Annotated in this window: 23 protein-coding genes, 2 tRNA genes and 1 pseudogene; 18 read left to right on the forward strand and 8 right to left on the reverse strand. The window is 60.9% G+C overall.

Translation table 11 applies throughout. The features are described from left to right. A complete protein-coding gene (locus N4Q37_RS23255) occupies positions 1-783 on the forward strand; it encodes a divergent polysaccharide deacetylase family protein (RefSeq protein WP_260962046.1) in 783 nt (260 codons plus the stop codon). Positions 784-798: 15 nt separating this feature from the next. Here N4Q37_RS23255 and N4Q37_RS23260 read toward each other — a convergent pair whose 3' ends face one another. The 7 genes from N4Q37_RS23260 to N4Q37_RS23290 all read right to left on the reverse strand — a co-directional run bounded on the left by N4Q37_RS23260 (position 799) and on the right by N4Q37_RS23290 (position 6,535). Then, positions 799-1,545, reverse strand: a complete 747-nt coding sequence (locus tag N4Q37_RS23260) for a substrate-binding periplasmic protein (RefSeq protein WP_260962048.1) — start codon at positions 1,543-1,545, stop codon at positions 799-801. A gap of 63 nt (positions 1,546-1,608) precedes the next feature. Continuing rightward, positions 1,609-2,379 carry an imidazole glycerol phosphate synthase subunit HisF gene (gene hisF, locus N4Q37_RS23265; RefSeq protein ID WP_014336099.1) on the reverse strand — a complete coding sequence of 257 codons (771 nt, stop codon included), beginning with the start codon at positions 2,377-2,379 and terminating at the stop codon, positions 1,609-1,611. Positions 2,380-2,388: 9 nt separating this feature from the next. Beyond that, positions 2,389-3,126: a 1-(5-phosphoribosyl)-5-[(5-phosphoribosylamino)methylideneamino]imidazole-4-carboxamide isomerase gene (hisA, locus tag N4Q37_RS23270; RefSeq protein WP_260962055.1), complete on the reverse strand. Its 738-nt coding sequence runs from the start codon at positions 3,124-3,126 to the stop codon at positions 2,389-2,391. A 42-nt stretch (positions 3,127-3,168) separates the two neighbouring features. Further along, positions 3,169-3,423: a DUF2164 domain-containing protein gene (locus N4Q37_RS23275; protein WP_042728153.1), complete on the reverse strand. Its 255-nt coding sequence runs from the start codon at positions 3,421-3,423 to the stop codon at positions 3,169-3,171. Next, complete coding sequence (gene hisH, locus N4Q37_RS23280; protein WP_260962057.1) at positions 3,423-4,061, reverse strand: imidazole glycerol phosphate synthase subunit HisH; 639 nt, start codon at positions 4,059-4,061, stop codon at positions 3,423-3,425. The genes N4Q37_RS23275 and hisH overlap by 1 nt, the downstream gene beginning before the upstream one ends. Next, entirely contained in the window at positions 4,061-4,654 is a 594-nt protein-coding gene (hisB, locus tag N4Q37_RS23285) for an imidazoleglycerol-phosphate dehydratase HisB (protein ID WP_024778052.1), read from the reverse strand. The genes hisH and hisB overlap by 1 nt, the downstream gene beginning before the upstream one ends. Before the next feature lie 219 nt (positions 4,655-4,873). Then, entirely contained in the window at positions 4,874-6,535 is a 1,662-nt protein-coding gene (locus N4Q37_RS23290) for an OFA family MFS transporter (protein WP_260962066.1), read from the reverse strand. A gap of 408 nt (positions 6,536-6,943) precedes the next feature. On the opposite strand from N4Q37_RS23290, the gene N4Q37_RS23295 reads away from it, so the two are divergent. The 8 genes and pseudogenes from N4Q37_RS23295 to N4Q37_RS23330 all read left to right on the forward strand — a co-directional run bounded on the left by N4Q37_RS23295 (position 6,944) and on the right by N4Q37_RS23330 (position 12,958). Beyond that, positions 6,944-9,169 (forward strand): AsmA family protein, encoded by a 2,226-nt coding sequence (locus tag N4Q37_RS23295; protein WP_260962068.1) that lies wholly within the window; start codon positions 6,944-6,946, stop codon positions 9,167-9,169. Next, a complete protein-coding gene (gene mutY / locus N4Q37_RS23300; RefSeq protein WP_260962070.1) occupies positions 9,166-10,233 on the forward strand; it encodes an A/G-specific adenine glycosylase in 1,068 nt (355 codons plus the stop codon). The genes N4Q37_RS23295 and mutY overlap by 4 nt, the downstream gene beginning before the upstream one ends. Continuing rightward, positions 10,230-10,502, forward strand: a complete 273-nt coding sequence (locus N4Q37_RS23305) for an oxidative damage protection protein (RefSeq protein WP_260962072.1) — start codon at positions 10,230-10,232, stop codon at positions 10,500-10,502. The genes mutY and N4Q37_RS23305 overlap by 4 nt, the downstream gene beginning before the upstream one ends. Positions 10,503-10,604: 102 nt before the next feature. Then, positions 10,605-10,680 (forward strand) — tRNA-Phe (locus tag N4Q37_RS23310). Between the two features lie 128 nt (positions 10,681-10,808). Further along, positions 10,809-11,138, forward strand: a complete 330-nt coding sequence (locus N4Q37_RS23315; RefSeq protein ID WP_260962074.1) for a DHCW motif cupin fold protein — start codon at positions 10,809-10,811, stop codon at positions 11,136-11,138. 64 nt (positions 11,139-11,202) lie between these two features. After that, a complete protein-coding gene (locus tag N4Q37_RS23320; protein ID WP_260962075.1) occupies positions 11,203-11,610 on the forward strand; it encodes a hypothetical protein in 408 nt (135 codons plus the stop codon). Positions 11,611-11,831: 221 nt separating this feature from the next. Further along, positions 11,832-12,449: pseudogene (locus N4Q37_RS23325) on the forward strand (DUF1016 N-terminal domain-containing protein); the annotation flags it as partial. Positions 12,450-12,511: 62 nt separating this feature from the next. Further along, the gene (locus tag N4Q37_RS23330; protein WP_260962077.1) at positions 12,512-12,958 is read left to right on the forward strand and encodes a hypothetical protein; all 447 of its coding nucleotides are present in this window, start codon (positions 12,512-12,514) and stop codon (positions 12,956-12,958) included. A gap of 9 nt (positions 12,959-12,967) precedes the next feature. On the opposite strand, the gene N4Q37_RS23335 is transcribed toward N4Q37_RS23330, so the two are convergent. Continuing rightward, a complete protein-coding gene (locus tag N4Q37_RS23335; RefSeq protein WP_260962078.1) occupies positions 12,968-13,423 on the reverse strand; it encodes a carboxypeptidase-like regulatory domain-containing protein in 456 nt (151 codons plus the stop codon). A gap of 597 nt (positions 13,424-14,020) precedes the next feature. On the opposite strand from N4Q37_RS23335, the gene N4Q37_RS23340 reads away from it, so the two are divergent. From N4Q37_RS23340 to N4Q37_RS23380, 9 genes are all read left to right on the forward strand, one after another. Beyond that, complete coding sequence (locus tag N4Q37_RS23340) at positions 14,021-14,794, forward strand: ABC transporter ATP-binding protein (protein ID WP_260962081.1); 774 nt, start codon at positions 14,021-14,023, stop codon at positions 14,792-14,794. 13 nt (positions 14,795-14,807) lie between these two features. Further along, complete coding sequence (locus N4Q37_RS23345; protein ID WP_260962083.1) at positions 14,808-15,560, forward strand: ABC transporter substrate-binding protein; 753 nt, start codon at positions 14,808-14,810, stop codon at positions 15,558-15,560. 72 nt (positions 15,561-15,632) lie between these two features. Continuing rightward, on the forward strand, positions 15,633-16,328 hold the full coding sequence (locus N4Q37_RS23350; protein ID WP_260962084.1) for an ABC transporter permease: 696 nt from the start codon (positions 15,633-15,635) through the stop codon (positions 16,326-16,328). Continuing rightward, complete coding sequence (locus N4Q37_RS23355) at positions 16,325-17,014, forward strand: ABC transporter permease (protein WP_260962085.1); 690 nt, start codon at positions 16,325-16,327, stop codon at positions 17,012-17,014. The genes N4Q37_RS23350 and N4Q37_RS23355 overlap by 4 nt, the downstream gene beginning before the upstream one ends. Then, entirely contained in the window at positions 16,995-18,233 is a 1,239-nt protein-coding gene (locus N4Q37_RS23360; protein ID WP_260962086.1) for an SAM-dependent methyltransferase, read from the forward strand. Before N4Q37_RS23355 ends, N4Q37_RS23360 begins: the two co-directional genes overlap by 20 nt. A gap of 369 nt (positions 18,234-18,602) precedes the next feature. After that, a tRNA-Thr gene (locus tag N4Q37_RS23365) sits at positions 18,603-18,678 on the forward strand. A gap of 164 nt (positions 18,679-18,842) precedes the next feature. Next, complete coding sequence (locus N4Q37_RS23370) at positions 18,843-20,171, forward strand: tyrosine-type recombinase/integrase (protein WP_260962088.1); 1,329 nt, start codon at positions 18,843-18,845, stop codon at positions 20,169-20,171. A 906-nt stretch (positions 20,172-21,077) separates the two neighbouring features. Continuing rightward, positions 21,078-22,058: an integrase domain-containing protein gene (locus N4Q37_RS23375; protein WP_260962089.1), complete on the forward strand. Its 981-nt coding sequence runs from the start codon at positions 21,078-21,080 to the stop codon at positions 22,056-22,058. Continuing rightward, positions 22,055-22,330, forward strand: a complete 276-nt coding sequence (locus tag N4Q37_RS23380) for a hypothetical protein (RefSeq protein WP_260962090.1) — start codon at positions 22,055-22,057, stop codon at positions 22,328-22,330. Before N4Q37_RS23375 ends, N4Q37_RS23380 begins: the two co-directional genes overlap by 4 nt. The last annotated feature ends 118 nt before the right edge of the window (positions 22,331-22,448 follow it).

Here is a 22,448-nt window from a genome sequence, read left to right on the forward strand (position 1 = left end):
ATGCACCTGCGTTTCATCCTCGGCCTGTTGTGCTGCCTGGCCGGCGTTGCGTTTGCGGCGCCGGCCACGCCATCCGCTTCGACACACAAGGCTTACCTGAGCCTGATCATCGACGACCTGGGGCAAAACCTGCCCCGGGATCGCCGGGTGCTCGCCCTCCCCGGCCCGGTCGCCACCGCGATCATGCCCGACACGCCCCATGCCGCCGAGTTCGCCCGCGAAGCCCATCGCGCCGGCAAGCTCGTCATGCTGCACATGCCCATGGACCCCGCTACCGGGCCGTTCGCCTGGCATCCGGAGCTGCCCATAGAAGAACTGGGCAAACGCCTGGACGCTGCGTTTTCCGCCGTCCCCTACACCAGCGGGATCAACAACCACATGGGCAGCCGCATGACCGCCCAGCCCCAGGCCATGGCGTGGCTGATGGCGAATTTGCAGCAGCGCCACAAGTTTTTCGTCGACAGCCGCACCAGCGCCCAGACCGTCGCCGCCGCCGAGGCGCAGAAGATCGGCCTCGCCAGTGTGTCGCGGGACGTGTTTCTCGATGACGAACGTACCGAAACCGCCATTGCCCACCAACTCCAGACCGCCATCGACCTGGCCCGCCGGCAAGGTTCGGCGGTAGTGATCGGTCATCCCTATCCACAGACCCTGGCGGTACTCGAACGCGAACTGCCCCGGCTCAAGGCCCAGGGCATCGAATGGATCGACATCAAGTCGATGATCAGCCTGCGCAGCAACCGGGCGATGGTTGGGCATGGGAAGGATGGGGTTTACCGGTAGCGGTGACTGCCGCGCTCAGAGATACCGCGCCGTGATCGCGTCCACCGCACCTTCCTTGCGCAGTTCATCCAGCGCTGCTTGAAGCCGGGCAACCACGTCGTCCGGCACTTCCTTGTTCAACGCCAGGTACAACTCGGCACTGTTGAATCGCAACACGGTCTTGAGATCGCCCACCCCTTCCCGACGCGCCAGGTAGCGCCCGGCAGGATCCCCGGTAGCCCACAGGTCGATCTGGCCGTTGAGCAGTTTTCTGGCGTTGTCCTGGTCACGCAATACGACAATCGGGTTCAGCCCTTGCCTGGCCAATGTCTCGGCAATCGCGTCGCCTTTGTAGGCGCCAATCTTGTATTGGCGTGCCTGTTCCAGCGAGTCGAGGGTAATCGTGCTGTCGGCCTTGGCGAGCATGATCCAATCGTCCGGACCAATGGGGCCGACCCATTTGAAAAGCTTTTCGCGCTCCGGCAGCCGCGCCATGACGAACACACCGTAGCCAGGGTTTTCCAGGGCGAGCTTGTAGATGCGCTCCCACGGAAATCGCAGTGTCAGGCTATAGGGGACGCCAGCACGCTTGAAGATCTCGCGGACGATGTCCACGGCAATGCCATGGATGTTCTCGTCCTGGGCGAAGTTCTTGCCGTTCCTGGCCATGTTGTACGGCGGGAAGTTTTCCGTCAGCAACACCAACGGCGAATCGGCGGCGCGCACGTTGCCGGCAAGCAGCAATGCAGCGCCGGCAAAGGCAAGAACAAGGCGTTTGAGCATGTCGGGCTACCGCAATCCATGGTGCGCCCAAGAGTGCCTTGGGCCCGCCATGGTGTCCAGCAGTCAGCGAACGCAGATACCGCGATGAGCCATGTAGGCCTTGGCTTCCGGCACGGTGTATTCGCCGAAATGGAAGATGCTCGCCGCCAGCACCGCGCTGGCGTGGCCTTCGAGGATGCCATCGGCCAGGTGTTGCAGGTTGCCGACGCCACCGGAGGCAATGACCGGAATGCCCAGGGCATCGCTGATGGCGCGGGTCACACCAAGGTCGAAGCCGTTCTTCATGCCGTCCTGGTCCATGCTGGTGAGCAGGATTTCACCGGCGCCCAGACCTTCCATTTTCTTCGCCCATTCGACGGCATCCAGGCCCGTGGGCTTGCGACCGCCGTGGGTGAAGATTTCCCAGCGCGGGGTTTCGCCCGGACCGGAGACTTTCTTGGCATCGATGGCCACGACGATGCACTGCGAACCGAAGTGCTGGGCCGCCTCGCCGACGAACTCCGGATTGAATACCGCCGCGGTGTTGATCGACACCTTGTCGGCACCGGCATTGAGCAGGTTGCGGATGTCCTGCACCGTGCGCACGCCGCCACCCACGGTCAGCGGGATGAACACCTGGCTGGCCATGCGCTCGACGGTGTGCAACGTGGTATCGCGGCCGTCGACGCTGGCGGTGATGTCGAGAAAAGTAATCTCGTCGGCACCCTGCTCGTCATAGCGACGGGCGATTTCCACCGGGTCGCCGGCATCACGGATATTCTCGAACTTGACACCCTTGACCACCCGGCCGTTGTCCACGTCCAGGCAAGGGATGATGCGTTTGGCCAGCGCCATGGTGAGTCCTCAGCCTTTGTAGGTATCGCAGAAGGCCTGGGCCTCGGCGACGTCCAGGGTGCCTTCGTAGATCGCGCGACCGGTGATCGCACCGATGATGCCCGGTGCCTTGGCATCGAGCAGCGTCTTGATATCGCCCAGGTTGTGGATACCGCCGGAGGCGATCACCGGGATCTTCGTGGCGGCGGCCAGGGCGGCGGTGAACGGCACGTTGCAGCCCTGCATCATGCCGTCCTTGGCGATGTCGGTGTAGACAATGGCGGACACGCCGTCGGCTTCGAAACGCTTGGCCAGGTCGATCACCTGCACGCTGCTGACTTCGGCCCAGCCGTCGGTGGCGACGAAACCGTCCTTCGCATCCAGGCCCACGATGACCTTGCCCGGGAAGGCGCGGCAGGCTTGCGCGACGAACTCGGGTTCCTTCACGGCCTTGGTGCCGATGATCACGTAGCTCACGCCGGCCTTGACGTAGTGCTCGATGGTTTCCAGCGAGCGGATGCCGCCGCCGATCTGGATCGGCAGGTTCGGGTAGCGCTTGGCGATGGCGGTGACCACTTCACCGTTGACCGGCTGGCCTTCGAAGGCGCCGTTGAGGTCGACCAGATGCAGGCGACGGCAGCCGCCTTCCACCCACTTGGCGGCCATGCTCACCGGATCATCGGAAAATACCGTGGAGTCTTCCATCCGGCCCTGACGCAGACGCACGCAAGCGCCGTCCTTGAGATCGATAGCGGGGATAATCAGCATCTGGCAAACCTTCAAATACGAATGTTCAGCTTGGCTCGGGAATCAGTTTTTCTCGAGCGCCCACAAGTCGCTTTCAATGCTTTCGAACCTTTCTTTAAGGTGCGCCTGCACATCGAAAATCGCCCTGTTGTAATAGTGCGGAGCAATTTCGCGGGTGAACAGCTCAAGAATTTCCGCCGCTTCGAACGAACCCAGGTCCAGCTCGAAACGCTCCTCCATGAACCGCTGGATCTTGCGGTTCGCCTCACTCTCCTGTTCGGGGGTGAGGGTGAGGATCGGCGGCTTCTTGCGTGCCATTACCAGCGACCGTCCCACGCCGCGAAGTTCTGCAACAGTTGCAGGCCATGGGTATGGCTCTTCTCCGGGTGGAACTGCACGGCGAACCGTGAACCGTCGGCCAGGGCCGCGGCGAAATCGACGCCATAGTGACCGCTGCCCACCACCTGCCGGGCGTTGCCGGCGGCGATGTAGTAACTGTGCACGAAATAGAAACGCGCCAGGTCCGGGATGTTGTGCCACAGCGGGTGGTCCACCGCCTGTTTCACTTCATTCCAGCCCATGTGCGGGACTTTCAAGTGTTCGCCGTCTTCATGCAGGCCCTTGCCAAAGAACTTCACCTGCCCCGGGAATAGCGAGATGCAATCGACACCGTCGTTCTCCTCGCTGTGCTCAAGCAAGGCTTGCATGCCCACGCAGATGCCGAGGAACGGACGATCCTGGCTGACTTCGTGCACCAGCTTGTCGAAGCCCAGGCGACGAATCTCGGCCATGCAATCGCGAATCGCACCGACGCCGGGAAATACCACCCGGTCGGCTTCGCGAATCACGTCGGCATCGCTGGTGATCAGCACCTTGCCAGCACCTACGTGCTCGAGGGCCTTGGCCACCGAGTGCAGGTTGCCCATGCCGTAGTCGATAACCGCGACTGTCTGCATTACAGCACGCCCTTGGTAGAGGGCATCTGCCCGGCCATGCGGTCATCGAGCTCCACGGCCATGCGCAGTGCGCGGCCGAAAGCCTTGAACACGGTTTCGATCTGGTGGTGGGTGTTGTGCCCGCGCAGGTTGTCGATGTGCAGGGTCACGTTGGCGTGGTTGACGAAGCCCTGGAAGAACTCCTGGAACAGGTCGACGTCAAAACCGCCGACGGTGGCGCGGGTGTACGGCACGTGCATCTGCAAGCCCGGACGACCGGAAAAGTCGATGACCACCCGCGACAGCGCTTCATCGAGCGGCACGTAGGCGTGGCCGTAGCGACGGATGCCTTTCTTGTCGCCGATGGCTTGGGTGAATGCCTGCCCCAGGGTGATCCCGACGTCTTCCACCGTGTGGTGATCGTCGATGTGCAGGTCACCCTTGCTGACGATATCCAGGTCGATCAGCCCGTGACGGGCGATCTGGTCCAGCATGTGCTCAAGAAAAGGCACGCCGATATCAAACCGGGCCTTTCCGGTGCCATCCAGGTTGATCGAGGCTTTGATCTGGGTTTCCAGAGTGTCGCGCTCGACAGACGCCTTACGTTCGGCCATCACCAGCTCCGCAAAATCATTGGGCGAAAAAGGCAGCCATTATAGGGGCGCGAGCGGCAAACAGAAACACGCCAGGCAATATCCCTGACGGGTTGTTGCCTGCCTTGTCGGGGTTAGACATGTCCATACAGGTCTTTGCCATCACCCAAAAACAAATGTGGGAGCGAGCCCGCTCCCACATTTAGAGTTGCCCTTACCTTGGAGACTCGGGCAACGGTCTTAGTGGAACAACACCGCCGTCTTCTGCAGGGTCACCCACACACCCCACGCCAGCGGAATGCCCACCACCAGCCAGGCGGCGATCGCCAGGGGCTTGGTGCCCGGTGCGGCTTTCCACTCCAGCGAAGTGCTGCTGTCGGCACCCTTGTCGTGGCCGAGGGCCTGTTCGGCGGCCAGTTCGGCGTCGGTCATGAAGTACTTGTCGGCCACCGGACGGACCATCAGGTTGCACAGGAAGCCCAGCACCAGCAGGCCAGCGAGGATGTACAAGGTGATGTCGTAGGCTGCGGCACGCTCGACGCCGATGCTCAGTTGATACTCACGCAGGTAGTTCACCAGCACCGGGCCCAGCACGCCGGCCGCGGCCCACGCGGTCAGCAGGCGACCGTGGATCGCGCCGACCATTTGCGTACCGAACAGGTCCGCCAGGTAGGCCGGCACGGTGGCGAAGCCACCGCCGTACATCGACAGGATGATGCAGAACGCCGCCACGAACAGCGCGATGCTGCCCAGGTGGCCCAGGTTCGGGATCAACGCGTACAGGGCAACGCCCAGGGCGAAGAACACGAAGTAGGTATTTTTACGGCCCAGGTAATCCGAGAAGGATGCCCAGAAGAACCGCCCACCGATGTTGAACAGGCTCAACAGTCCGGTGAAACCCGCCGCGATGGCAGCGATCTGGCCCAGTTGCGCAGCGTCCAGCTGACCGAACGGCAAGTCGTTGCCGAGCAGCTTACCGCCGAAGACTTCCTGCAACAGTGGCGAAGCCATGCCCAGGATGCCGATACCCGCCGATACGTTCAGGCACAACACCAGCCAGACCAGGCGGAACTGCGGGGTTTTCCAGGCCACGTTCACGTGGACGTGGCGATGGGTGATCATCGCGTTCGCGGTTTTCTTCGGTGCCGGGGTCCAGCCTTCAGGCTTCCAGCCGGTCGGTGGCACGCGGTACGACAAGGCGCCACCGATCATGAACACGAAATAGATCGCGGCCATGACCAGGAAGCTCTGCCAGACGCCCACGCTGGTCGGCGAAGCGAAATGGCTCATCAGCGCTGCGGCCAGCGGAGCACCGACCATCGCGCCGCCACCAAAGCCCATGATCGCCATGCCGGTGGCCATGCCGCGCTTGTCCGGGAACCACTTGATCAGGGTCGACACCGGGGAAATGTAGCCCAGGCCCAGGCCGATACCACCGATCACCCCGGAACCGAGCCACATCAGCCAGATTTGGTGAGTGTAGACACCCAGCGCGGAAATCAGCAGGCCACCGCACCAGCACAATGCCGACACGACACCGGCCTTGCGTGGCCCGGCGTGTTCCAGCCAACCGCCCCAGATCGCTGCCGAGCAACCCAGGAAGATGAAGAACAGGGTGTAGATCCAGCCGAGCATCGAGATCGGCCAGTCACATTGCGACGAAAAGACTTGCGAGATGAAGCTCATGTCCGGCGCGCAAGCCACAGGCTTGGTGATGCCCAGGGCCTTGGACAGCGGCAGCCAGAACACCGAGAAACCGTAGGCCATGCCGATGCACAGGTGAATGGCCAATGCGGCCGGTGGAACCAGCCAGCGGTTGAAACCGGACTTGGCGATGATGCGCTCCTTGGAGAGGAACGCAGGCTGGTCGGCGATGCCGTCCGCCGTGATGCTCGTGCTCATGGTGTATCCCCCAATTGTTAGAATGGTTCGCCAGCCGCGCATCACCCTCAGCCTCATTGCACGCAAGCGCAGCTGTATTCTTCGGTGAAGCTCTATTTTAGTGCGACATCACGTCGCAGAAAGACCGGCGAGCGCGCAAAGATTACCATTTGCGCGTGACAGAAAAACCAAAGTGACATCACCTTTTTTCAGTCACCCGCCTTATCGCGCCACTGCTCGCTTTGCATAAGGTACCCGCCGTTTGCTTTTCAGGAGCCGAGACCGGATTGCTGTGATCCGGGGATAAATCCGCTCGCTACGGGTCTATGTTCGGCAGGTCTGCCAGAAGAACGATCACCCAACGCGTCACCAATTCAGGGCGTTATACTCGCAGGCAAAATATTGAACTCAACCTACAAGGATTCGCCCATGAAAGCGTTCGGCAAAATCCTGGGTCTGGTACTTCTCGGACTGTTGCTGATCATTGTGGCCCTGGGCTTTGCCCTGACTCACCTCTTCGATCCCAACGACTACAAGGAAGAGATCCGCCAGATAGCCCGCGACAAGGCCCACATTGAGCTGACCCTCAATGGCGACATCGGCTGGAGCCTGTTTCCCTGGCTGGGCCTGGAGTTGCACGAAGCCAGTGTCGCCACCCTGGCCAATCCGACACAACCTTTCGCCGACCTGCAGATGCTGGGCCTTTCTGTCCGGGTGATACCGCTGCTGCGCCGGGAAGTGCAGATGAGCGATGTGCGGGTCGAAGGCCTGAACCTGCGGCTCAGTCGCGACAAGAACGGCCACGGCAACTGGGAAGACATTGGCAAGGTCGCCGCCCCGGCAACCACCGCGAACGCACCGGCGCCGACCGAACAACCGGCCCCGCCCAGCAGCGCACCCACGGAAAAACCGGCTCAGCCGACCCGCCTGGATATCGACAGCCTGACCGTGAACAACGCCCGGGTCGAATACACCGACGAGCAGACCGGCAAGTTGCTCACTGCCGAGAGCATCCAGTTGAGCACCGGCCCGGTCCACGACTCCACCAATATCCCGGTCACCCTCACCGCATTCCTCTCCAGCAACCAGCCGGCCGTGCGCGTACGCACCGAAGTCACCGGCGAGCTGCGCTTCGAACGCGCCGTGCAGCGCTACAAGTTCGAAGACCTGAAGTTGTCCGGCGAAGTCACCGGCGATCCGTTGCAGGGCAAGGCCCTGAACTTCAACGCCCAGGGCCAGTTGTTCCTGGACAGGGCGGCGAACGTGGCCGAGTGGACCGGCATCAAGTTGTCCCTCAACCAATTGCGCGCCCTGGGCGAGCTGAAGGTCAATGACCTCGACAAGACGCCGCAGTTGAACGGCGGCGTGTCGATCGCCCAGTTCGACCTGGCCAACTTTGTCGACAGCATCGGCCAGAAACTACCGGCCATGGCCGAAGGCAGCCTGGGCAAAGTGGAACTGGTCAGCCGCATCGCCGCCACACCCACCAGCGTCGACTTCAACGACATCAACCTGAAGGTCGACGACAGCACCTTCAGCGGGCGTATCGCCGTGCAGGACTTCGCCAAGCAGTCCCTGCGTGCGCAGCTCAAGGCCGACACCTTCAACGTTGATCGCTACCTGCCGCCCAAATCCGCCGAGACCAACAGCGCCAAGGCGGCCCGCGAGGCTGAAGTCAGCGATACCGAAGCCAGTGCCATGGCCGGTGCCGGCAGCACGCCGCTGCCGAACGCGCCAACCCAGGGCGCGTGGAGCAACGATCGGCTGTTCCCGGTGGAGCGCCTGGGCAAACTGGACCTGGATGCCGACCTGACCTTCGGCCAACTGACCCTGGACAAACTGCCGATCCAGAACGCCGCGCTCAAGGCCACCGGCCAAGGCGGCCTGCTGACCCTGGAAAACCTGCGAGGCGACCTGTACGGCGGCAACTTCGAAGCCAAGGGCACCCTGGACGTGCGCCAGACCACGCCGCAGTTGAGCCTGCAAACCCGCATCAATCGGGTGCCGGCCGAGAAGATCATCGAGAGCCAGGGCAAGACGCCACCGGTCAAGGGCCTGGTGACCCTCAACAGCGCCATCACCGCCACCGGCAATAGCCAGAAGGCCTTGATCGACAACCTCAACGGCAACGCCGGGTTCGTCATCAACGACGGCATGCTGCTCAACGCCAACCTCGAACAGCAACTGTGCAAAGGCATCGCCACCTTGAACCGCAAGACCCTCAGCGGCGAACCGCGGGGCAAGGACACGCCGTTCCAGCAACTCAACGGCAACCTCACCTTCCACAATGGCGTTGCCAACAACCCGGACCTGAAAGTGCGTATCCCCGGCATGACCGTCAACGGCAACGGCGACATCGACCTGCGGGTACTGGGCATGGATTACCGTGTCGGCGTCATCGTCGAAGGCGACAAGAGCGACATGCCCGATCCGGCCTGCCAGGTCAACGAGCGCTATGTCGACATCGAATGGCCGTTGCGCTGCCGTGGCCCGCTGGAACTGGGCGCCAAGGCCTGCCGCCTGGACAACGACGGCATGGGCAAGGTCGCGGCGAAACTGGCCGGCGAACGCCTCAGTGACAAGATCGATGAGAAGCTCGGCGACAAGGTCAGCCCCGAACTCAAGGACGCGCTCAAGGGGCTGTTTAAGCGATGAAAGCCGAGCAGTTCTCCACCGCCGTACTGGATTGGTTCGACCGCCACGGACGCCATGACCTGCCCTGGCAACAGGGCATCACCCCGTACCGGGTGTGGGTGTCGGAAATCATGTTGCAGCAGACCCAGGTCAGCACCGTGCTCAATTACTTCGACCGGTTCATGGCCTCGCTGCCCACCGTCCAGGCCTTGGCCGCCGCGCCGGAGGACGAAGTCCTCCACCTGTGGACCGGACTGGGCTACTACACTCGTGCACGCAACTTGCAGAAAACCGCGAAGATCGTCGTCGAGCAGTACGGCGGCGAATTCCCCCGGGATGTGGAGAAGCTGACGGAACTACCGGGGATCGGCCTGTCCACCGCCGGCGCCATCGCCAGCATCAGCATGGGCCTGCGGGCACCGATCCTCGATGGCAACGTCAAGCGGGTGCTGGCGCGCTTCACCGCCCAGGAGGGCTACCCGGGCGAACCGAAGGTGGCGAAACAGCTATGGGCAACTGCCGAGCGCTTCACGCCCCAGGACCGCGTCAACGCCTACACCCAGGCGATGATGGACCTGGGCGCCACGCTCTGTACCCGCAGCAAGCCCAGTTGCCTGCTCTGCCCGCTGAAGCAAGGCTGCGAAGCCCACATGCTGGGCCTGGAAACCCGCTACCCGATCCCCAAGCCTCGCAAGGAAACGCCCAAGAAGCGCACCTTGATGCCGATGCTCGCCAACCGCGAGGGCGCGATCCTGCTTTATCGTCGCCCCTCCACAGGACTATGGGGCGGCTTGTGGAGCCTGCCGGAACTCGACGACCTCGACGACCTGCAGCACCTGGCCCTGCAACATTCCCTGGAGTTGGGCAGCCAACAGCCAATGCCTGGCCTGGTGCACACCTTCAGCCACTTCCAGTTGGCGATCGAACCCTGGCTGGTCCGGGTCCGGGAAACCGGCCATCACGTGGCCGAGGCCGACTGGCTCTGGTATAACCTCGCCACCCCGCCGCGCCTGGGCCTCGCCGCCCCGGTCAAGACCTTGCTCGAACGCGCGGCCGTCGTATTGAACGCAGGAGAGTTGCAATGACCCGCACCGTGATGTGCCGCAAGTACAAAGAACAACTGGACGGCCTGGAACGCGCACCCTTCCCGGGCGCCAAGGGCCAGGACATCTACGACCACGTCTCGGCCAAGGCCTGGGGCGACTGGCAGAAACACCAGACCCTGCTGATCAACGAAAAACGCCTGAACATGATGAATGCCGAGGATCGCAAATACATCCAGGGCGAGATGGACAAGTTCTTTTCCGGCGAGGAATACGCCAAGGCCGAAGGCTACGTGCCGCCGTCCGAATAAGCCTTCAACAGCGGGGGCGAATCGTAAGCGACGGTAATAATTAAATTTTTTTTGAAAACTTGCTTGACGCCCCCCTGAAAAACCCGTTTAATGCGCCCCGTTGCCCAGATAGCTCAGTCGGTAGAGCAGGGGATTGAAAATCCCCGTGTCGGCGGTTCGATTCCGTCTCTGGGCACCAAATACCGAAAACCCCGATCAAGCGATTGATCGGGGTTTTTTATCGCCTGGGTGTTTCCACTCGCTTCCATCGCCCCCGCCGTCTCAGCTACATTCGCCATCCCCAACAGCCCCAACCAACGAGTCGACATGGACATCACCGGCATCCCCTTTGGCACTACCGACTGGTCTGGCATCGAGCCCACCGAGCACAAAGGTGTCACCGGAACCGCCTATTGGCGCACCCGGCAGTTCGGGAACATCAGGGTGCGGATGGTGGAATACACGGCGGGGTACCTGGCCGATCACTGGTGCACCAAGGGCCACATCCTGCTTTGCCTGGCAGGTGAGTTGCACACCGAGCTGGAAGATGGGCGGCAGTTCGTGCTCAAGCCCGGCATGAGCTATCAAGTAGCCGACCAGGCTGAACCTCATCGCTCCTCCACCGCACAAGGTGCAACCTTGTTCGTGGTGGATTGAGATTCGAAGCGTTCGCTTCGAGGCGGTAGGATAGGCAGCCTTATCCACATCAGGAATCCGAGCCATGTCATCGGCCAACAAGCAGCAAAAACGCACCCAGCGCGCCAAGGCGAAAGCCAAGAAGAATCGGATTCAACGGGCCGCTGCGCCGAACGACTTCCTCGACCCGAACGATGAGCGCATCGACCTGGAGACTGTCGATCTGTCGGAGCTGTTCAACCTCATGGAAGCGGCTGAAAAAACCAGCCAACAGGCCCTGTGTGCAGCCTTCCTGGGGCACCCGCTGCTGGAACTGGTGTTGGAACAGGAAGGCGAGGAAGAAGCCACTGACTTCATCTTTACCGCCCTGATCGAGTATCGCCGGCTGACCCAGGGCGTCGATGAACAGACCGCGCTGGACTGGATCGAAAGCCCGCAATTCCAGGCCGATTACGTCGCCGCTTCCAAGGCACTGGCGCAAGGTCCGGCCTGACCCTTACCCCGCCAAACGCCGGCTTGCGAGGGTGCTCGCAATGGATGACACCCTCCGGAGACAATTCCTACAAGTCACAGGCGCTCGGGATGAGGCGTCCTTCAACCCCGCCCTGCGTCAATCACCGTTTTTTCCCTCTCTTCAATCAGCCCCGTCCTGCATCATCGCAGCGCCGCCCGGAACATCCTTTTCGTCCGCCCCTTTCAATGGCTGGATATTCGATGCTCCCAACCTTGCCTCAAGACGACCCACGACTCGTGCCTTTGACCAGTGAACTCGGCAAGCTGATCCGCCAGGCACGCCAGAAGGCACTGCGCGTCATCGACACGCTCCAGGTACAGACCTGCTGGCAGATCGGGCGACACATCAACGAGCTCGAAAAGGGAGGCGCCGAACAGGTGGCCTACGGGGCGCGACTGTTACCATCGCTGGCGAAAGTGCTGACCGCGAAATTTGGGAAGGGGTTTGACGAAGGCAACCTGCGACATATGCGCGACTTTTATCAGAAGTTCCCAATCTGGGGCGCATTGCGTACCGAATTGAGCTGGGCCCATTACCGCACGCTTCTGCGTGTGGAGCATGACAAGGCCCGTCGTTGGTACATGAATGAAGTGGCCAGCCAGAACTGGTCCACCCGCGCACTGAAGCGCCAGATCGATACCTTCCACTACGAACGCCTGCTGGCCAGCCGAGACCGGCCGGCGGTACAGCAGGAGACCGCCGCCATGCTAAGGGAAATGGAGCCTGGCCCAAGGGATATCCTCTGGGACCCAACGGTTTTGGAGTTCCTCGGACTGCCCAGCGCCGATAGCTTGCCGGAGGCCGACCCGGAGCAGGCACATCCAGCCCCACAGCGTTAAACTGCACGCTGTCTATCTAACAAACCGGAAACCGAAGCCCGATGGCCTCACTGAACAAACAGCAAAAACGCGCCAAGCGCGCCAAAGACAAAGCCAAGCAGATTCGCATGAGCGGCCGCAAAGCCATCCCCATGTATGGCGACCCGGCCCACGCCACCGCCCAGCCGCCGGTCTACGTGCTGGAGCTTTTCGCCAAGCTGCGCGAGGCCGAGGCCATTGGCCGCAACGAATTGCTCGACACGCTGCTGTCCTCCATGAGCGTGATGATCAGCGAACGTCCAGGCCTGCTCGACCTGAAGAATGCAGAAAATGAAAGCATGGCCGCCACTCACCTCGCAGCGGACATGCTGGTGGATTACCGCATGTGGGCCGACAACATGGACCGCGAAACAGCACAGCGCTGGCTCAGTACCCCGGAATTCATCCAGGATTTCAGCGAAGCGCTGGACCGTTATCGCCAAGCCACCGAAGAACCTACCGGCGAATAAGCCAATCGGCTATTCGCCGCCATTCCAATGAAACACCAGGTTACGCGCGGCGCCGCTGCCTACATCGGCGCGGTCATGGCGCTCTTCGCCGTTGCGCGTCGCCCGGATGGTGTACTTGCCGGGCGGCAGCTGCACATAAACCAGCGGCCCGACTTCAGTCAGTGTCAGCACCGTTTGGCCCGAAGCGTTCTGGACAGTGACATTCACATCTGGGATGAATTTGTTATCCACCCCGATCGAAAACATCATGTGCAGGTTATAGCCCTGTGACTGTTCAATGGCCCGGGCCTCATCCACTCCGATACCGCCAGACAGATAAGTGATGCCGTTCTGCTGGAGCGGCTGGGCCTGGACTCCGGCACTGTCTATCGGGGCCGGGGCGAGGTTGGTGGCGTCGAGCATGAGGGGAGACAGCAAAACGCCGAAGGCGATGAGGAACAACACAAAATAACGAATGCGTTTCATGGCGAGGACTCCCACGTCTGGCAAGCAACTGCGCAATGGGTACTCTTTTGATCACGATTAAAGCTCTGCGTTTAGATCAATTTGGCGTAGACAGACCTCTAGACTGCACGAGCCCCTTCAACGGTTAATGAGGGGTGACAGTCCCTACGAACAAACCGACAGACTTTACTTACGGCAACGCTCATCCGATTAACCCTTCCAACCCCCGCCCAAAGCTGGCACCATCGCGCCTTTTTTTACGCGGCTCCCCGGGCTTTTCATCGGTAGACAAGGTTCAAACGGCCGTTCGGTTGTTGACGGCGCGACAGTCTGCTGTGCCGATGCGACAACCTGTCGCACATCGCGGGTTTACCACCCGTAGCGCTGTTGGCGGCCATTCGGACGCGTGCTAGCTTGGCCGCCTCGCGTAGGGTTTGTACAAAAAGTCGCCGAGCGGCGATCAGGCAAGGCGAAAACAGGCGAGGAAGCGGAGTTTACGGGTTGTAAATGAGCATTCCGAGCCTGTTTTCAACGCAGCATGATCGTCGCGCAGGCACTTTTCGTACAAACCCTAGGAAGGCCGCCAACAGCAAGGGAGCACAGACATGAGGACCACACATGGCCCAGGCCACGCCCGCGCTTGAAATCCGCAATTTGCACAAACGCTACGGACAGCTGGAGGTGCTCAAGGGCGTCTCGCTGACCGCCCGTGACGGCGATGTGATCTCGATCCTGGGCTCCTCCGGTTCCGGAAAATCGACATTCCTGCGCTGCATCAACCTGCTGGAAAACCCCAATCAGGGCGAGATCCTGGTGGCCGGTGAAGCACTCAAGCTCAAGGCCGCGAAAAACGGTGAGCTGGTGGCCGCCGACGGCAAGCAGATCAACCGCATGCGCAGCGAAATCGGTTTTGTGTTTCAGAACTTTAACCTTTGGCCGCACATGAGCGTGCTCGATAACATCATCGAAGCCCCGCGCCGGGTGCTCGGCCAGAGCAAGGCCGAAGCCGTCGAAGTGGCCGAAGCCCTGCTGGCCAAGGTCGGCATCGCCAACAAGCGCCACGCCTACCCGAGCGAGCTGTCCGGCGGCCAGCAGCAACGCGCGGCGATCGCCCGCACGTTGGCGATGCAACCCAAAGTGATTCTCTTCGACGAGCCCACCTCGGCCCTTGACCCGGAAATGGTCCAGGAAGTACTTAATGTAATCCGCGCCCTGGCCGAAGAAGGCCGCACCATGTTGTTGGTGACCCACGAGATGGGCTTTGCCCGCCAGGTTTCCAGCGAAGTGGTGTTCCTTCATCAGGGCCTGGTCGAGGAACAAGGATCGCCACAGCAGGTCTTCGAGAACCCGCTTTCGGCGCGCTGCAAACAATTCATGTCCAGCAACCGCTAACGGAGCAGTACACATGCACAGCTACAAGAAATTCCTCCTGGCAGCAGCCGCCAGCCTGGTCTTCTCGGCGAGCGCCATGGCGGCCGATAAACTGAAGATGGGCATCGAAGCGGCTTACCCACCGTTCAACAACAAAGACGCCAGCGGCAACGTGGTCGGCTTCGACAAGGACATCGGCGACGCCCTGTGCGCCAAGATGAAGATCGAATGCGAAGTGGTCACCTCCGACTGGGACGGCATCATCCCGGCGCTGAACGCCAAGAAGTTCGACTTCCTGATCTCCTCGCTGTCGATCACCGACGAGCGTAAGCAGGCCGTGGATTTCACCGACCCGTACTACTCCAACAAACTGCAATTCATCGCGCCCAAGAACGTCGAGTTCAAAACCGATAAGGACTCGCTCAAGGGCAAGGTCATCGGCGCCCAACGCGCAACCCTGGCCGGCACCTGGCTGGAAGACGAATTGGGTAGCGACGTCACCGCCAAGCTCTACGACACCCAGGAAAACGCCTACCTGGACCTGACCTCCGGTCGCGTCGACGCCATCCTGGCGGATAAGTACGTGAACTACGACTGGCTGAAAACCGATGCCGGTCGCGCCTACGAATTCAAGGGTGACCCCGTGGTGGAAAGCGACAAGATCGGCATCGCCGTGCGCAAGGGCGACCCGCTGCGCGACAAGCTGAACACCGCACTGAAAGAAATCGTGGCCGACGGCACCTATAAAAAGATCAACGACAAGTACTTCCCGTTCAACATCTATTGATGCTGACGTGCCTGGCCGACGCCGCTCCGCACGGCGTCGGCCCTTAGCAAAGCCTGCCATGAACCCACACCCATGATGATCGATCTCTACGGATTCGGCCCGGCGCTCGCCGCCGGCGCGCTGATGACCGTCAAACTCGCGCTCTCGGCCCTGTGCCTGGGGCTGCTGCTCGGCCTGCTCGGCGCCTTGGCCAAGACCTCGCCGTACAAGCCATTGCAATGGCTGGGCGGCACGTATTCGACACTGGTGCGCGGCGTCCCGGAACTGCTTTGGGTGCTGTTGATCTACTTCGGCACCGTCAACCTGATGCGCGCCCTGGGTGAATACTTCGGCAACCCCGACCTGGCCCTCAGCGCCTTCGCCGCCGGCGTCATCGCCCTGGGTTTGTGCTTCGGCGCCTACGCCACGGAAGTGTTTCGGGGCGCGATCCTGGCCATCCCCAAGGGCCACCGTGAAGCCGGCATGGCCCTGGGCCTGTCGAAAGGGCGGATCTTTACCCGCTTGATCCTGCCGCAGATGTGGCGAATCGCCCTGCCCGGCCTGGGCAACCTGTTCATGATCCTGATGAAGGACACGGCGCTGGTCTCGGTGATCGGCCTGGAAGAAATCATGCGCCACGCGCAAATCGGCGTGACCGTATCCAAGCAACCGTTCACCTTCTATATGGTCGCAGCATTCATGTACCTGGGCCTGACCGTGCTCGCCATGACCGCCATGCACCTGCTGGAACGACGCGCCGCCCGCGGCTTTGCCAGGAGCACCCAATGAACTGGGACGTCATCATCAAGTGGCTGCCGAAGCTGACCCAGGGCGCGAGCCTGACCCTGGAACTCGTCGCCATCGCCGTGCTCGCCGGCCTGCTGCTGGCAATTCCACTGGGCATCGCCCGCTCGTCACGCCTGTGGTACGTACGGGCCTTGCCCTACGCCTACATCTTCTTTTTCCGTGGTACGCCGCTGCTGGTGCAACTGTTCCTGGTCTATTACGGCCTGGCACAGTTCGATGCCGTGCGCAGCAGCGCGTTGTGGCCTTACCTGCGGGACCCGTTCTGGTGCGCCACCGCCACCATGACCCTGCACACCGCGGCCTACATCGCCGAGATCCTGCGCGGCGCTATCCAGGCCATTCCACGGGGCGAGATCGAAGCCGCGCGGGCCCTGGGCATGTCGCGGTCCAAGGCGCTGTTCTACATCATGTTGCCGCGCGCCGCGCGCATCGGCCTGCCGGCCTACAGCAACGAAGTGATCCTGATGCTCAAGGCCAGCGCCCTGGCGAGCACCGTGACCTTGCTGGAACTGACCGGCATGGCCCGCACCATCATTGCCCGGACCTACCTGCCGGTGGAGATCTTCTTCGCGGCCGGCCTGTTCTACCTGCTGATGGCCTTCGTGCTGGTGCAAGGCTTCAAGCAGTTGGAGCGCTGGTTGCGCGTCGATGCCTGCCAAGGGCGCTGACAGCGGCGTGCTGACGGGCGAGGCATTGCTCGCCCGCTTCACGGCGCTGGATACCTTTCTCACGGCCCACCAAGGGCTTTGGAAGCCGCGCCCGTTCACCCATCTGCAACTGCCATGGGAAACGTCCTACCCGGAATTGGCCAAATGGCTACGTGGGCGTTCACTGGAAGCGGCGGAACACGATCATCATCAGCCCTGGCTGATTGAGGACGCCCCAGCCCCTTTTCCAGAGCTGTCGGCTATTTCCCATGCACTGAGCACTGTCCCAGCCTTGCCGGGCAAAAGGCTCTCGGCACCGGCCCATCGCCTCAACGTCGACGTGCCCGGCCGCAAATGGCAGCAGATAGAAGCCTTCGACAGCCGCCTGCAATTCAACACCGAACCGGCCCACTGGCTGGACTGGTGCGCCGGCAAAGGCCACCTCGGTCGACGCCTGCTGCACGGCGAACAACAACTGACCTGCCTGGAATACGACCCGACACTGGTTGCCAGCGGCCAGCAACTGAGCCAGCGCCATCACCTGCCTGCCACCCACCTGCAACAAGACGTGCTGGCGCAAGACGCAGCCCAGGCGATCCGCGCCGAACACACACCGGTCGCCCTGCACGCCTGTGGCGACCTGCATGTGCAATTGATCCAACTGGCGAGCGCCGCCGGCTGCGGGCAAATGGCAATTGCGCCCTGCTGCTACAACCGCATCCGGACTGAACACTACCAACCGCTGTCCGACGCCGCCAAAGGTTCCGCCCTACAGCTTTCGCTCGACGACCTCAGCCTGCCCCTGACCGAAACCGTCACCGCCGGGGCACGCGTCAGAAAGCAACGAGACCAGTCCATGGCCCGTCGCCTGGGCTTCGACCTGCTGCAACGGCAAATCCGCGGGTGCGACGAATACCTGCCCACCCCTTCATTGCCCAGCGCCTGGCTGGAAAAATCCTTCGCCCAATACTGCACCGATCTGGCAGCCCTGAAAGACTTATCCACAGTCGGAACGCCCGATTGGACCGCCCTGGAAGCCGCCGGCCATCAACGCCTGGCCGAAGTGCGCAACCTGGAGCTGGTGCGCGGCCTCTTCCGACGGCCCCTGGAGCTTTGGCTGGTGCTGGACCGCGCACTTCTCCTTAGTCAAAAAGGCTATGGCGTGCGCCTTGGCACCTTCTGCGAAACGCCCCTGACACCGCGAAACCTGATGCTGCTGGCGGAACGCGACCCAACATAAAAACCTGTGGATAACTCTGTTGATGAAATAAAGCTGGATCCAATAAATCCGCGTTTTTCAGGTCGTTTACAGCTTGGTCATTTTTTGTTCACATGGATAAAAAACCATGAAAACAGGCAGTTGCAACGAAACGAGACGGCGATCACAAAACCGCATGATCCGACCCAACGTAGTCTTCCCGTTGTGCATAAGCGCTAAAGCAAAACGACATAATCGCCGCACTCACTGCCGTCCCAATCAAACAACCGCACCCGGCCTCCTCGGACATGGCGTAACCCGCTACGCCGCACCCGAGCCGGACGCGCGCAAAAATAGTCAGAATTCAGGGGTTTACAGAACCCGCCCAATCGCTATAATCGTCGCCCACACGCCGGTATAGCTCAGATGGTAGAGCAACTGACTTGTAATCAGTAGGTCCCGGGTTCGATTCCTGGTGCCGGCACCACATTAGGCTCCATTGCATTCCACCGAATGCCCTGGAAGCCCCGAAAACCCGCCATTTGGCGGGTTTTTTCGTTCCAGGACCCTCCGTCGGGATCCAACAAAATCCCCCTTCCCCGAGGGTATGTTAGGGGTACTGCGATTTCCCGGTCAGGAGCGCGTACCCCTATGCCACGTCTAGCGATCCCCCTCAGCGACCTGCAATGCCGCACGGCCAAAACCCGCGAACGCGCCTACAAACTGTTCGACGGCGGCGGCATGTACCTTTTCGTCAAACCCAATGGCGTGAAGACCTGGCGCTTGAAGTACACCAAGCCCAGCGGCAAGGAAGGTACGCTCATCATCGGCAATTACCCCATCGTTACCCTTTCCGTCGCACGACGTAAGCGAGACGAAGCCAAGGCGTTGCTGCTCGACAACCTCGACCCAATGGAAGAAAAGAAGAAGACCAAGATCTTAGCCCAGCGGGCGGCACTGCTTTTCGAAACCGTTGCCCTGGAGTGGCACGCTGATATGTCCCGCCGCTGGACCGAAGGCCACGCAAAAACCGTAATGAGTCGACTGCACACCCACGTCTTCCCGCTGATCGGCCAACGCCCCATCGCAGAACTCGATACCCACGACCTGCTAGAGATCACCCAGCGCATCAAGGAACGCGGCACCATGGATGTGGCGTTAAGGGTACAGAACTACTTATCCACCATCATGCGCGGGGCCAAAAGGGCTCGGCAGATCACCATGAATCCTGCACTGGATCTGGCAGGCTCGATTCACGCACCGCGCACAATCCATCGCCCGGCCCTCTCCCTCAACCGCCTACCCGAACTGCTACACCGTATCGACAACTACAATGGCCGCGAGCTGACGCGCCTCGCCGTCCTGTTGACGTTGCATGTATTCGTCCGCTCCAGCGAACTGCGTTTCGCTCGATGGAGTGAGTTCGACCTTCAACGCGCCATGTGGGAAATCCCCGATACGCGCGCACCGATTGAAGGGGTACGCAACTCCACACGCGGGACCAAAATGAACGGCGACATTCAAATGGTTCCGCTCTCGCCGCAGGTCATCGAAATACTGGAGCGCCTGCGCGGCCTCAGTCGCTTTTCAGAGTTAGTGCTACCGGGCGACCACAAGTACTGGAAGCCCATGTCCGAGAACACGGTGAACACCATGCTCCGCAACGTCGGCTATGACACCAGCAAGGACGTGTGCGGCCACGGCTTCAGGACCATGGCCTGTAGCGCCCTACTAGAGTCCGGGTTATGGACCGACGCTGCCATCGAAAGACAAATGAGCCACAAGGAACGCAACCGCGTGCGCGCCGCGTATATCCACAAAGCTGAATTTCTGGAGCAACGCCGACTGATCATGGCGTGGTGGAGCAACTACATTGATGCCAACCGCAGTGTGCATGTAACGCCTCACGAGTTCGCTCATCCGGTCGGCGACAACATCACCGCCCTACAAAATAGCCGTGGCGCATTCAAACGTGGGTAAGCCTGTGAGATCAACGCAGCCCGCCCTTCCACGCGGGTCCATCCAAGCGGGGCTGCAAAGCCGCCCCGCTTGGATGGACCTCACTTAAAAAATCTAAAGCCCACGCAAACTGTCTGTGGAAAACTACTGATTTCCACCGGTGGATAGTTTCATCCACAGCCGCAGAACGCCCGAAAATTCGGGCCTTGACCAAAATTATCCACAAGCGTAGAAAAGATCGGGCAAAGCGCTGTCGTTGACAGCAACCCAGGTAGCCAGAACCTTTAAGGCTACGCCACACCGTGGTGGTTCTCCCAAAGTGCGATTAGCGTCCGGCGGCTCGCACGGTCACTCGCCGAGTGATGGATGCCTACTTCAGATCGTTGCCATTGCGGCAAATACATCCCCCTACCCAGCTGTCCTGCAGCAACCTATCCGTTTGGCCATTTCCTTGCGCCAACCTGCGCCCGTCTCTTTCTTCCGGAAAGAGACGGGCGCTCCTACCACTGCTGCAGCCCAACTCGTACAAGGCTTTGCGGCATTCCCCCTCGTGACAATCGGCGTGACAAACACCGAAGTCACCAGCAACAGCGACACCGATGATGGTGCCGCAGCCCAGGAATGGACTGCACCTGACTGACAGTCAGGCATGCCCCGGTCATCGCTTCACTGCCTTCACCCGACTCAGGTTCTCGCGGCGCTGGTCTCGTCAGCCAACGCAGCCTCCACCCGCCCACTTCTTCGCAAGTGTTCAGGAGGCTACAGATCTTGAGATGCCCAAGCTCCCGGTCGTAAAGAGCCGTCAGTCCCGCGTTAGTGGACAACCCTCACAGGTCGCAGGGGCCTTGATCCCTGATAACACTCAACATTCTTGGCGGGATGACGTGGGGATGGTTTCGAAGGTTTGGCTTCGAGAGGAATATGGTCATGGGATTAGTAGCTAGACGGGATGGGCGCAATTTTGGCTATGGCCGACAACTGAGCTATGCAGGACCGCAGGCACTGAAAGACCTGTTTGGCGGCGGGCATTACGGCACGGTCAAGGCGCACAGTGATCGGTGGCAAGCGTTTGTACGCTGGTGTCGGTCGGAGGAAGGGCCGGGGTTTAACGATGCGCGGCAAATTAATTGGCAGACCTTGCTGGACTACGCCGGACATCTGCGTCAGCAAGTTGAACAAGGTGAGCTCGCCATCGCCACCGCGCTAAACCGGTTGTCCAGCGTGAACCGGACCCTCGCAGCGCTTCGCGGTGATCAGTATGTGAAAGTGCCGAGTCCGAGCAAGGCGCTGGGAATGCGGCGCACCAGCGTTCGTTGCTCGGTGCCGCAAGGCCAAGACCGCGAACACGTGAAGCAGATCGTAGAGGTACTTTGCAAACATCAGCAGCCGCGCGCCGCTGCCATCGCTAAGTTAGCGCGAGCCACTGGCATGCGTCTGCGCGAAGCGATTCTGGCCGACCTACCGCGACTCAAGCGTGAAGCCGAACACTACGACAAGATCAACATCCAGGACGGCACCAAAGGTGGCCGCGGCGGCGCAACCGCGCCTCGTTGGATCACGGTGGATGACCATATTCGCGAAGCGCTCAGGTACGCCGAACAGGTCTCTCCCGACGGTAGCCGCAACCTGCTGGCACCGAACGAGAGCTACCTAGATTTCCAACGGGAAATCGTCCGCCCCGCCCGAGATATCCTCCATACGCACAACCTCAAAGGTTTCCACGAACTGCGCGCGGCTTATGCGTGCGAACGCTATGAGCAGATCACCCATCACCTAGCGCCCATCAACGGTGGCAGGTGCAGGCGCCTCGATCCAGGCCTTGATCGAGAGGCACGCATACAAATCAGCTATGAGCTCGGACACGGCCGTATCGACGTGGTATCGGCGTACATCGGTGGCCGAGCATGAGCAAGCTATTCGATATGGAGCTGTTCCTGGCGGGCGTCCTGACCGGATCGCACACCACCCGCCAACGCCACCTGCGTCAGGCGAAGGCTATCCAAAAAGCGATCGCTGAGCGCTGGCAACGCGACAATCCATGGACTTGGCAGAGAAAACACCTTGCGTGGTTTTTGAATCACAACCTAAACCAGCACACTGAATCGACGCGCTATTACTATTTGCTGACCATGCAATTACTCACTTATCGCTTAGGAAAATCTTGGCAGTTCAACCGCTAAACGAAGGTCAGAAAACGGGAAGCAGTCGTTCAGCCTCAGTCCTCTCAGATGTGTTTCGCATCAATGCTTTAGCTATATTGATATTTTGGATACCTGTGCGACGCAATACGGTATGGCT

It is taken from the genome of Pseudomonas citri, assembly GCF_025336485.1.
GTDB lineage: Bacteria > Pseudomonadota > Gammaproteobacteria > Pseudomonadales > Pseudomonadaceae > Aquipseudomonas > Aquipseudomonas citri.

Bases quoted from the DNA above. Each gene is read 5' to 3' on its own strand.
- hisH (WP_260962057.1), bottom strand. From the start codon at position 4,061: ATGCAGACAGTCGCGGTTATCGACTACGGCATGGGCAACCTGCACTCG.
- hisF (WP_014336099.1), bottom strand. From the start codon at position 2,379: ATGGCGCTGGCCAAACGCATCATCCCTTGCCTGGACGTGGACAACGGC.
- N4Q37_RS23380 (WP_260962090.1), top strand. From the start codon at position 22,055: ATGAGCAAGCTATTCGATATGGAGCTGTTCCTGGCGGGCGTCCTGACC.
- N4Q37_RS23290 (WP_260962066.1), bottom strand. From the start codon at position 6,535: ATGAGCACGAGCATCACGGCGGACGGCATCGCCGACCAGCCTGCGTTC.
- N4Q37_RS23345 (WP_260962083.1), top strand. From the start codon at position 14,808: ATGCACAGCTACAAGAAATTCCTCCTGGCAGCAGCCGCCAGCCTGGTC.
- N4Q37_RS23355 (WP_260962085.1), top strand. From the start codon at position 16,325: ATGAACTGGGACGTCATCATCAAGTGGCTGCCGAAGCTGACCCAGGGC.
- N4Q37_RS23260 (WP_260962048.1), bottom strand. From the start codon at position 1,545: ATGCTCAAACGCCTTGTTCTTGCCTTTGCCGGCGCTGCATTGCTGCTT.
- N4Q37_RS23335 (WP_260962078.1), bottom strand. From the start codon at position 13,423: ATGAAACGCATTCGTTATTTTGTGTTGTTCCTCATCGCCTTCGGCGTT.
- N4Q37_RS23330 (WP_260962077.1), top strand. From the start codon at position 12,512: ATGGCCTCACTGAACAAACAGCAAAAACGCGCCAAGCGCGCCAAAGAC.
- N4Q37_RS23350 (WP_260962084.1), top strand. From the start codon at position 15,633: ATGATGATCGATCTCTACGGATTCGGCCCGGCGCTCGCCGCCGGCGCG.
- N4Q37_RS23375 (WP_260962089.1), top strand. From the start codon at position 21,078: ATGGGATTAGTAGCTAGACGGGATGGGCGCAATTTTGGCTATGGCCGA.
- hisA (WP_260962055.1), bottom strand. From the start codon at position 3,126: ATGCTGATTATCCCCGCTATCGATCTCAAGGACGGCGCTTGCGTGCGT.
- N4Q37_RS23305 (WP_260962072.1), top strand. From the start codon at position 10,230: ATGACCCGCACCGTGATGTGCCGCAAGTACAAAGAACAACTGGACGGC.
- N4Q37_RS23315 (WP_260962074.1), top strand. From the start codon at position 10,809: ATGGACATCACCGGCATCCCCTTTGGCACTACCGACTGGTCTGGCATC.
- N4Q37_RS23340 (WP_260962081.1), top strand. From the start codon at position 14,021: ATGGCCCAGGCCACGCCCGCGCTTGAAATCCGCAATTTGCACAAACGC.
- hisB (WP_024778052.1), bottom strand. From the start codon at position 4,654: ATGGCCGAACGTAAGGCGTCTGTCGAGCGCGACACTCTGGAAACCCAG.
- N4Q37_RS23295 (WP_260962068.1), top strand. From the start codon at position 6,944: ATGAAAGCGTTCGGCAAAATCCTGGGTCTGGTACTTCTCGGACTGTTG.
- N4Q37_RS23320 (WP_260962075.1), top strand. From the start codon at position 11,203: ATGTCATCGGCCAACAAGCAGCAAAAACGCACCCAGCGCGCCAAGGCG.
- N4Q37_RS23360 (WP_260962086.1), top strand. From the start codon at position 16,995: ATGCCTGCCAAGGGCGCTGACAGCGGCGTGCTGACGGGCGAGGCATTG.
- N4Q37_RS23275 (WP_042728153.1), bottom strand. From the start codon at position 3,423: ATGGCACGCAAGAAGCCGCCGATCCTCACCCTCACCCCCGAACAGGAG.
- N4Q37_RS23370 (WP_260962088.1), top strand. From the start codon at position 18,843: ATGCCACGTCTAGCGATCCCCCTCAGCGACCTGCAATGCCGCACGGCC.
- N4Q37_RS23255 (WP_260962046.1), top strand. From the start codon at position 1: ATGCACCTGCGTTTCATCCTCGGCCTGTTGTGCTGCCTGGCCGGCGTT.
- mutY (WP_260962070.1), top strand. From the start codon at position 9,166: ATGAAAGCCGAGCAGTTCTCCACCGCCGTACTGGATTGGTTCGACCGC.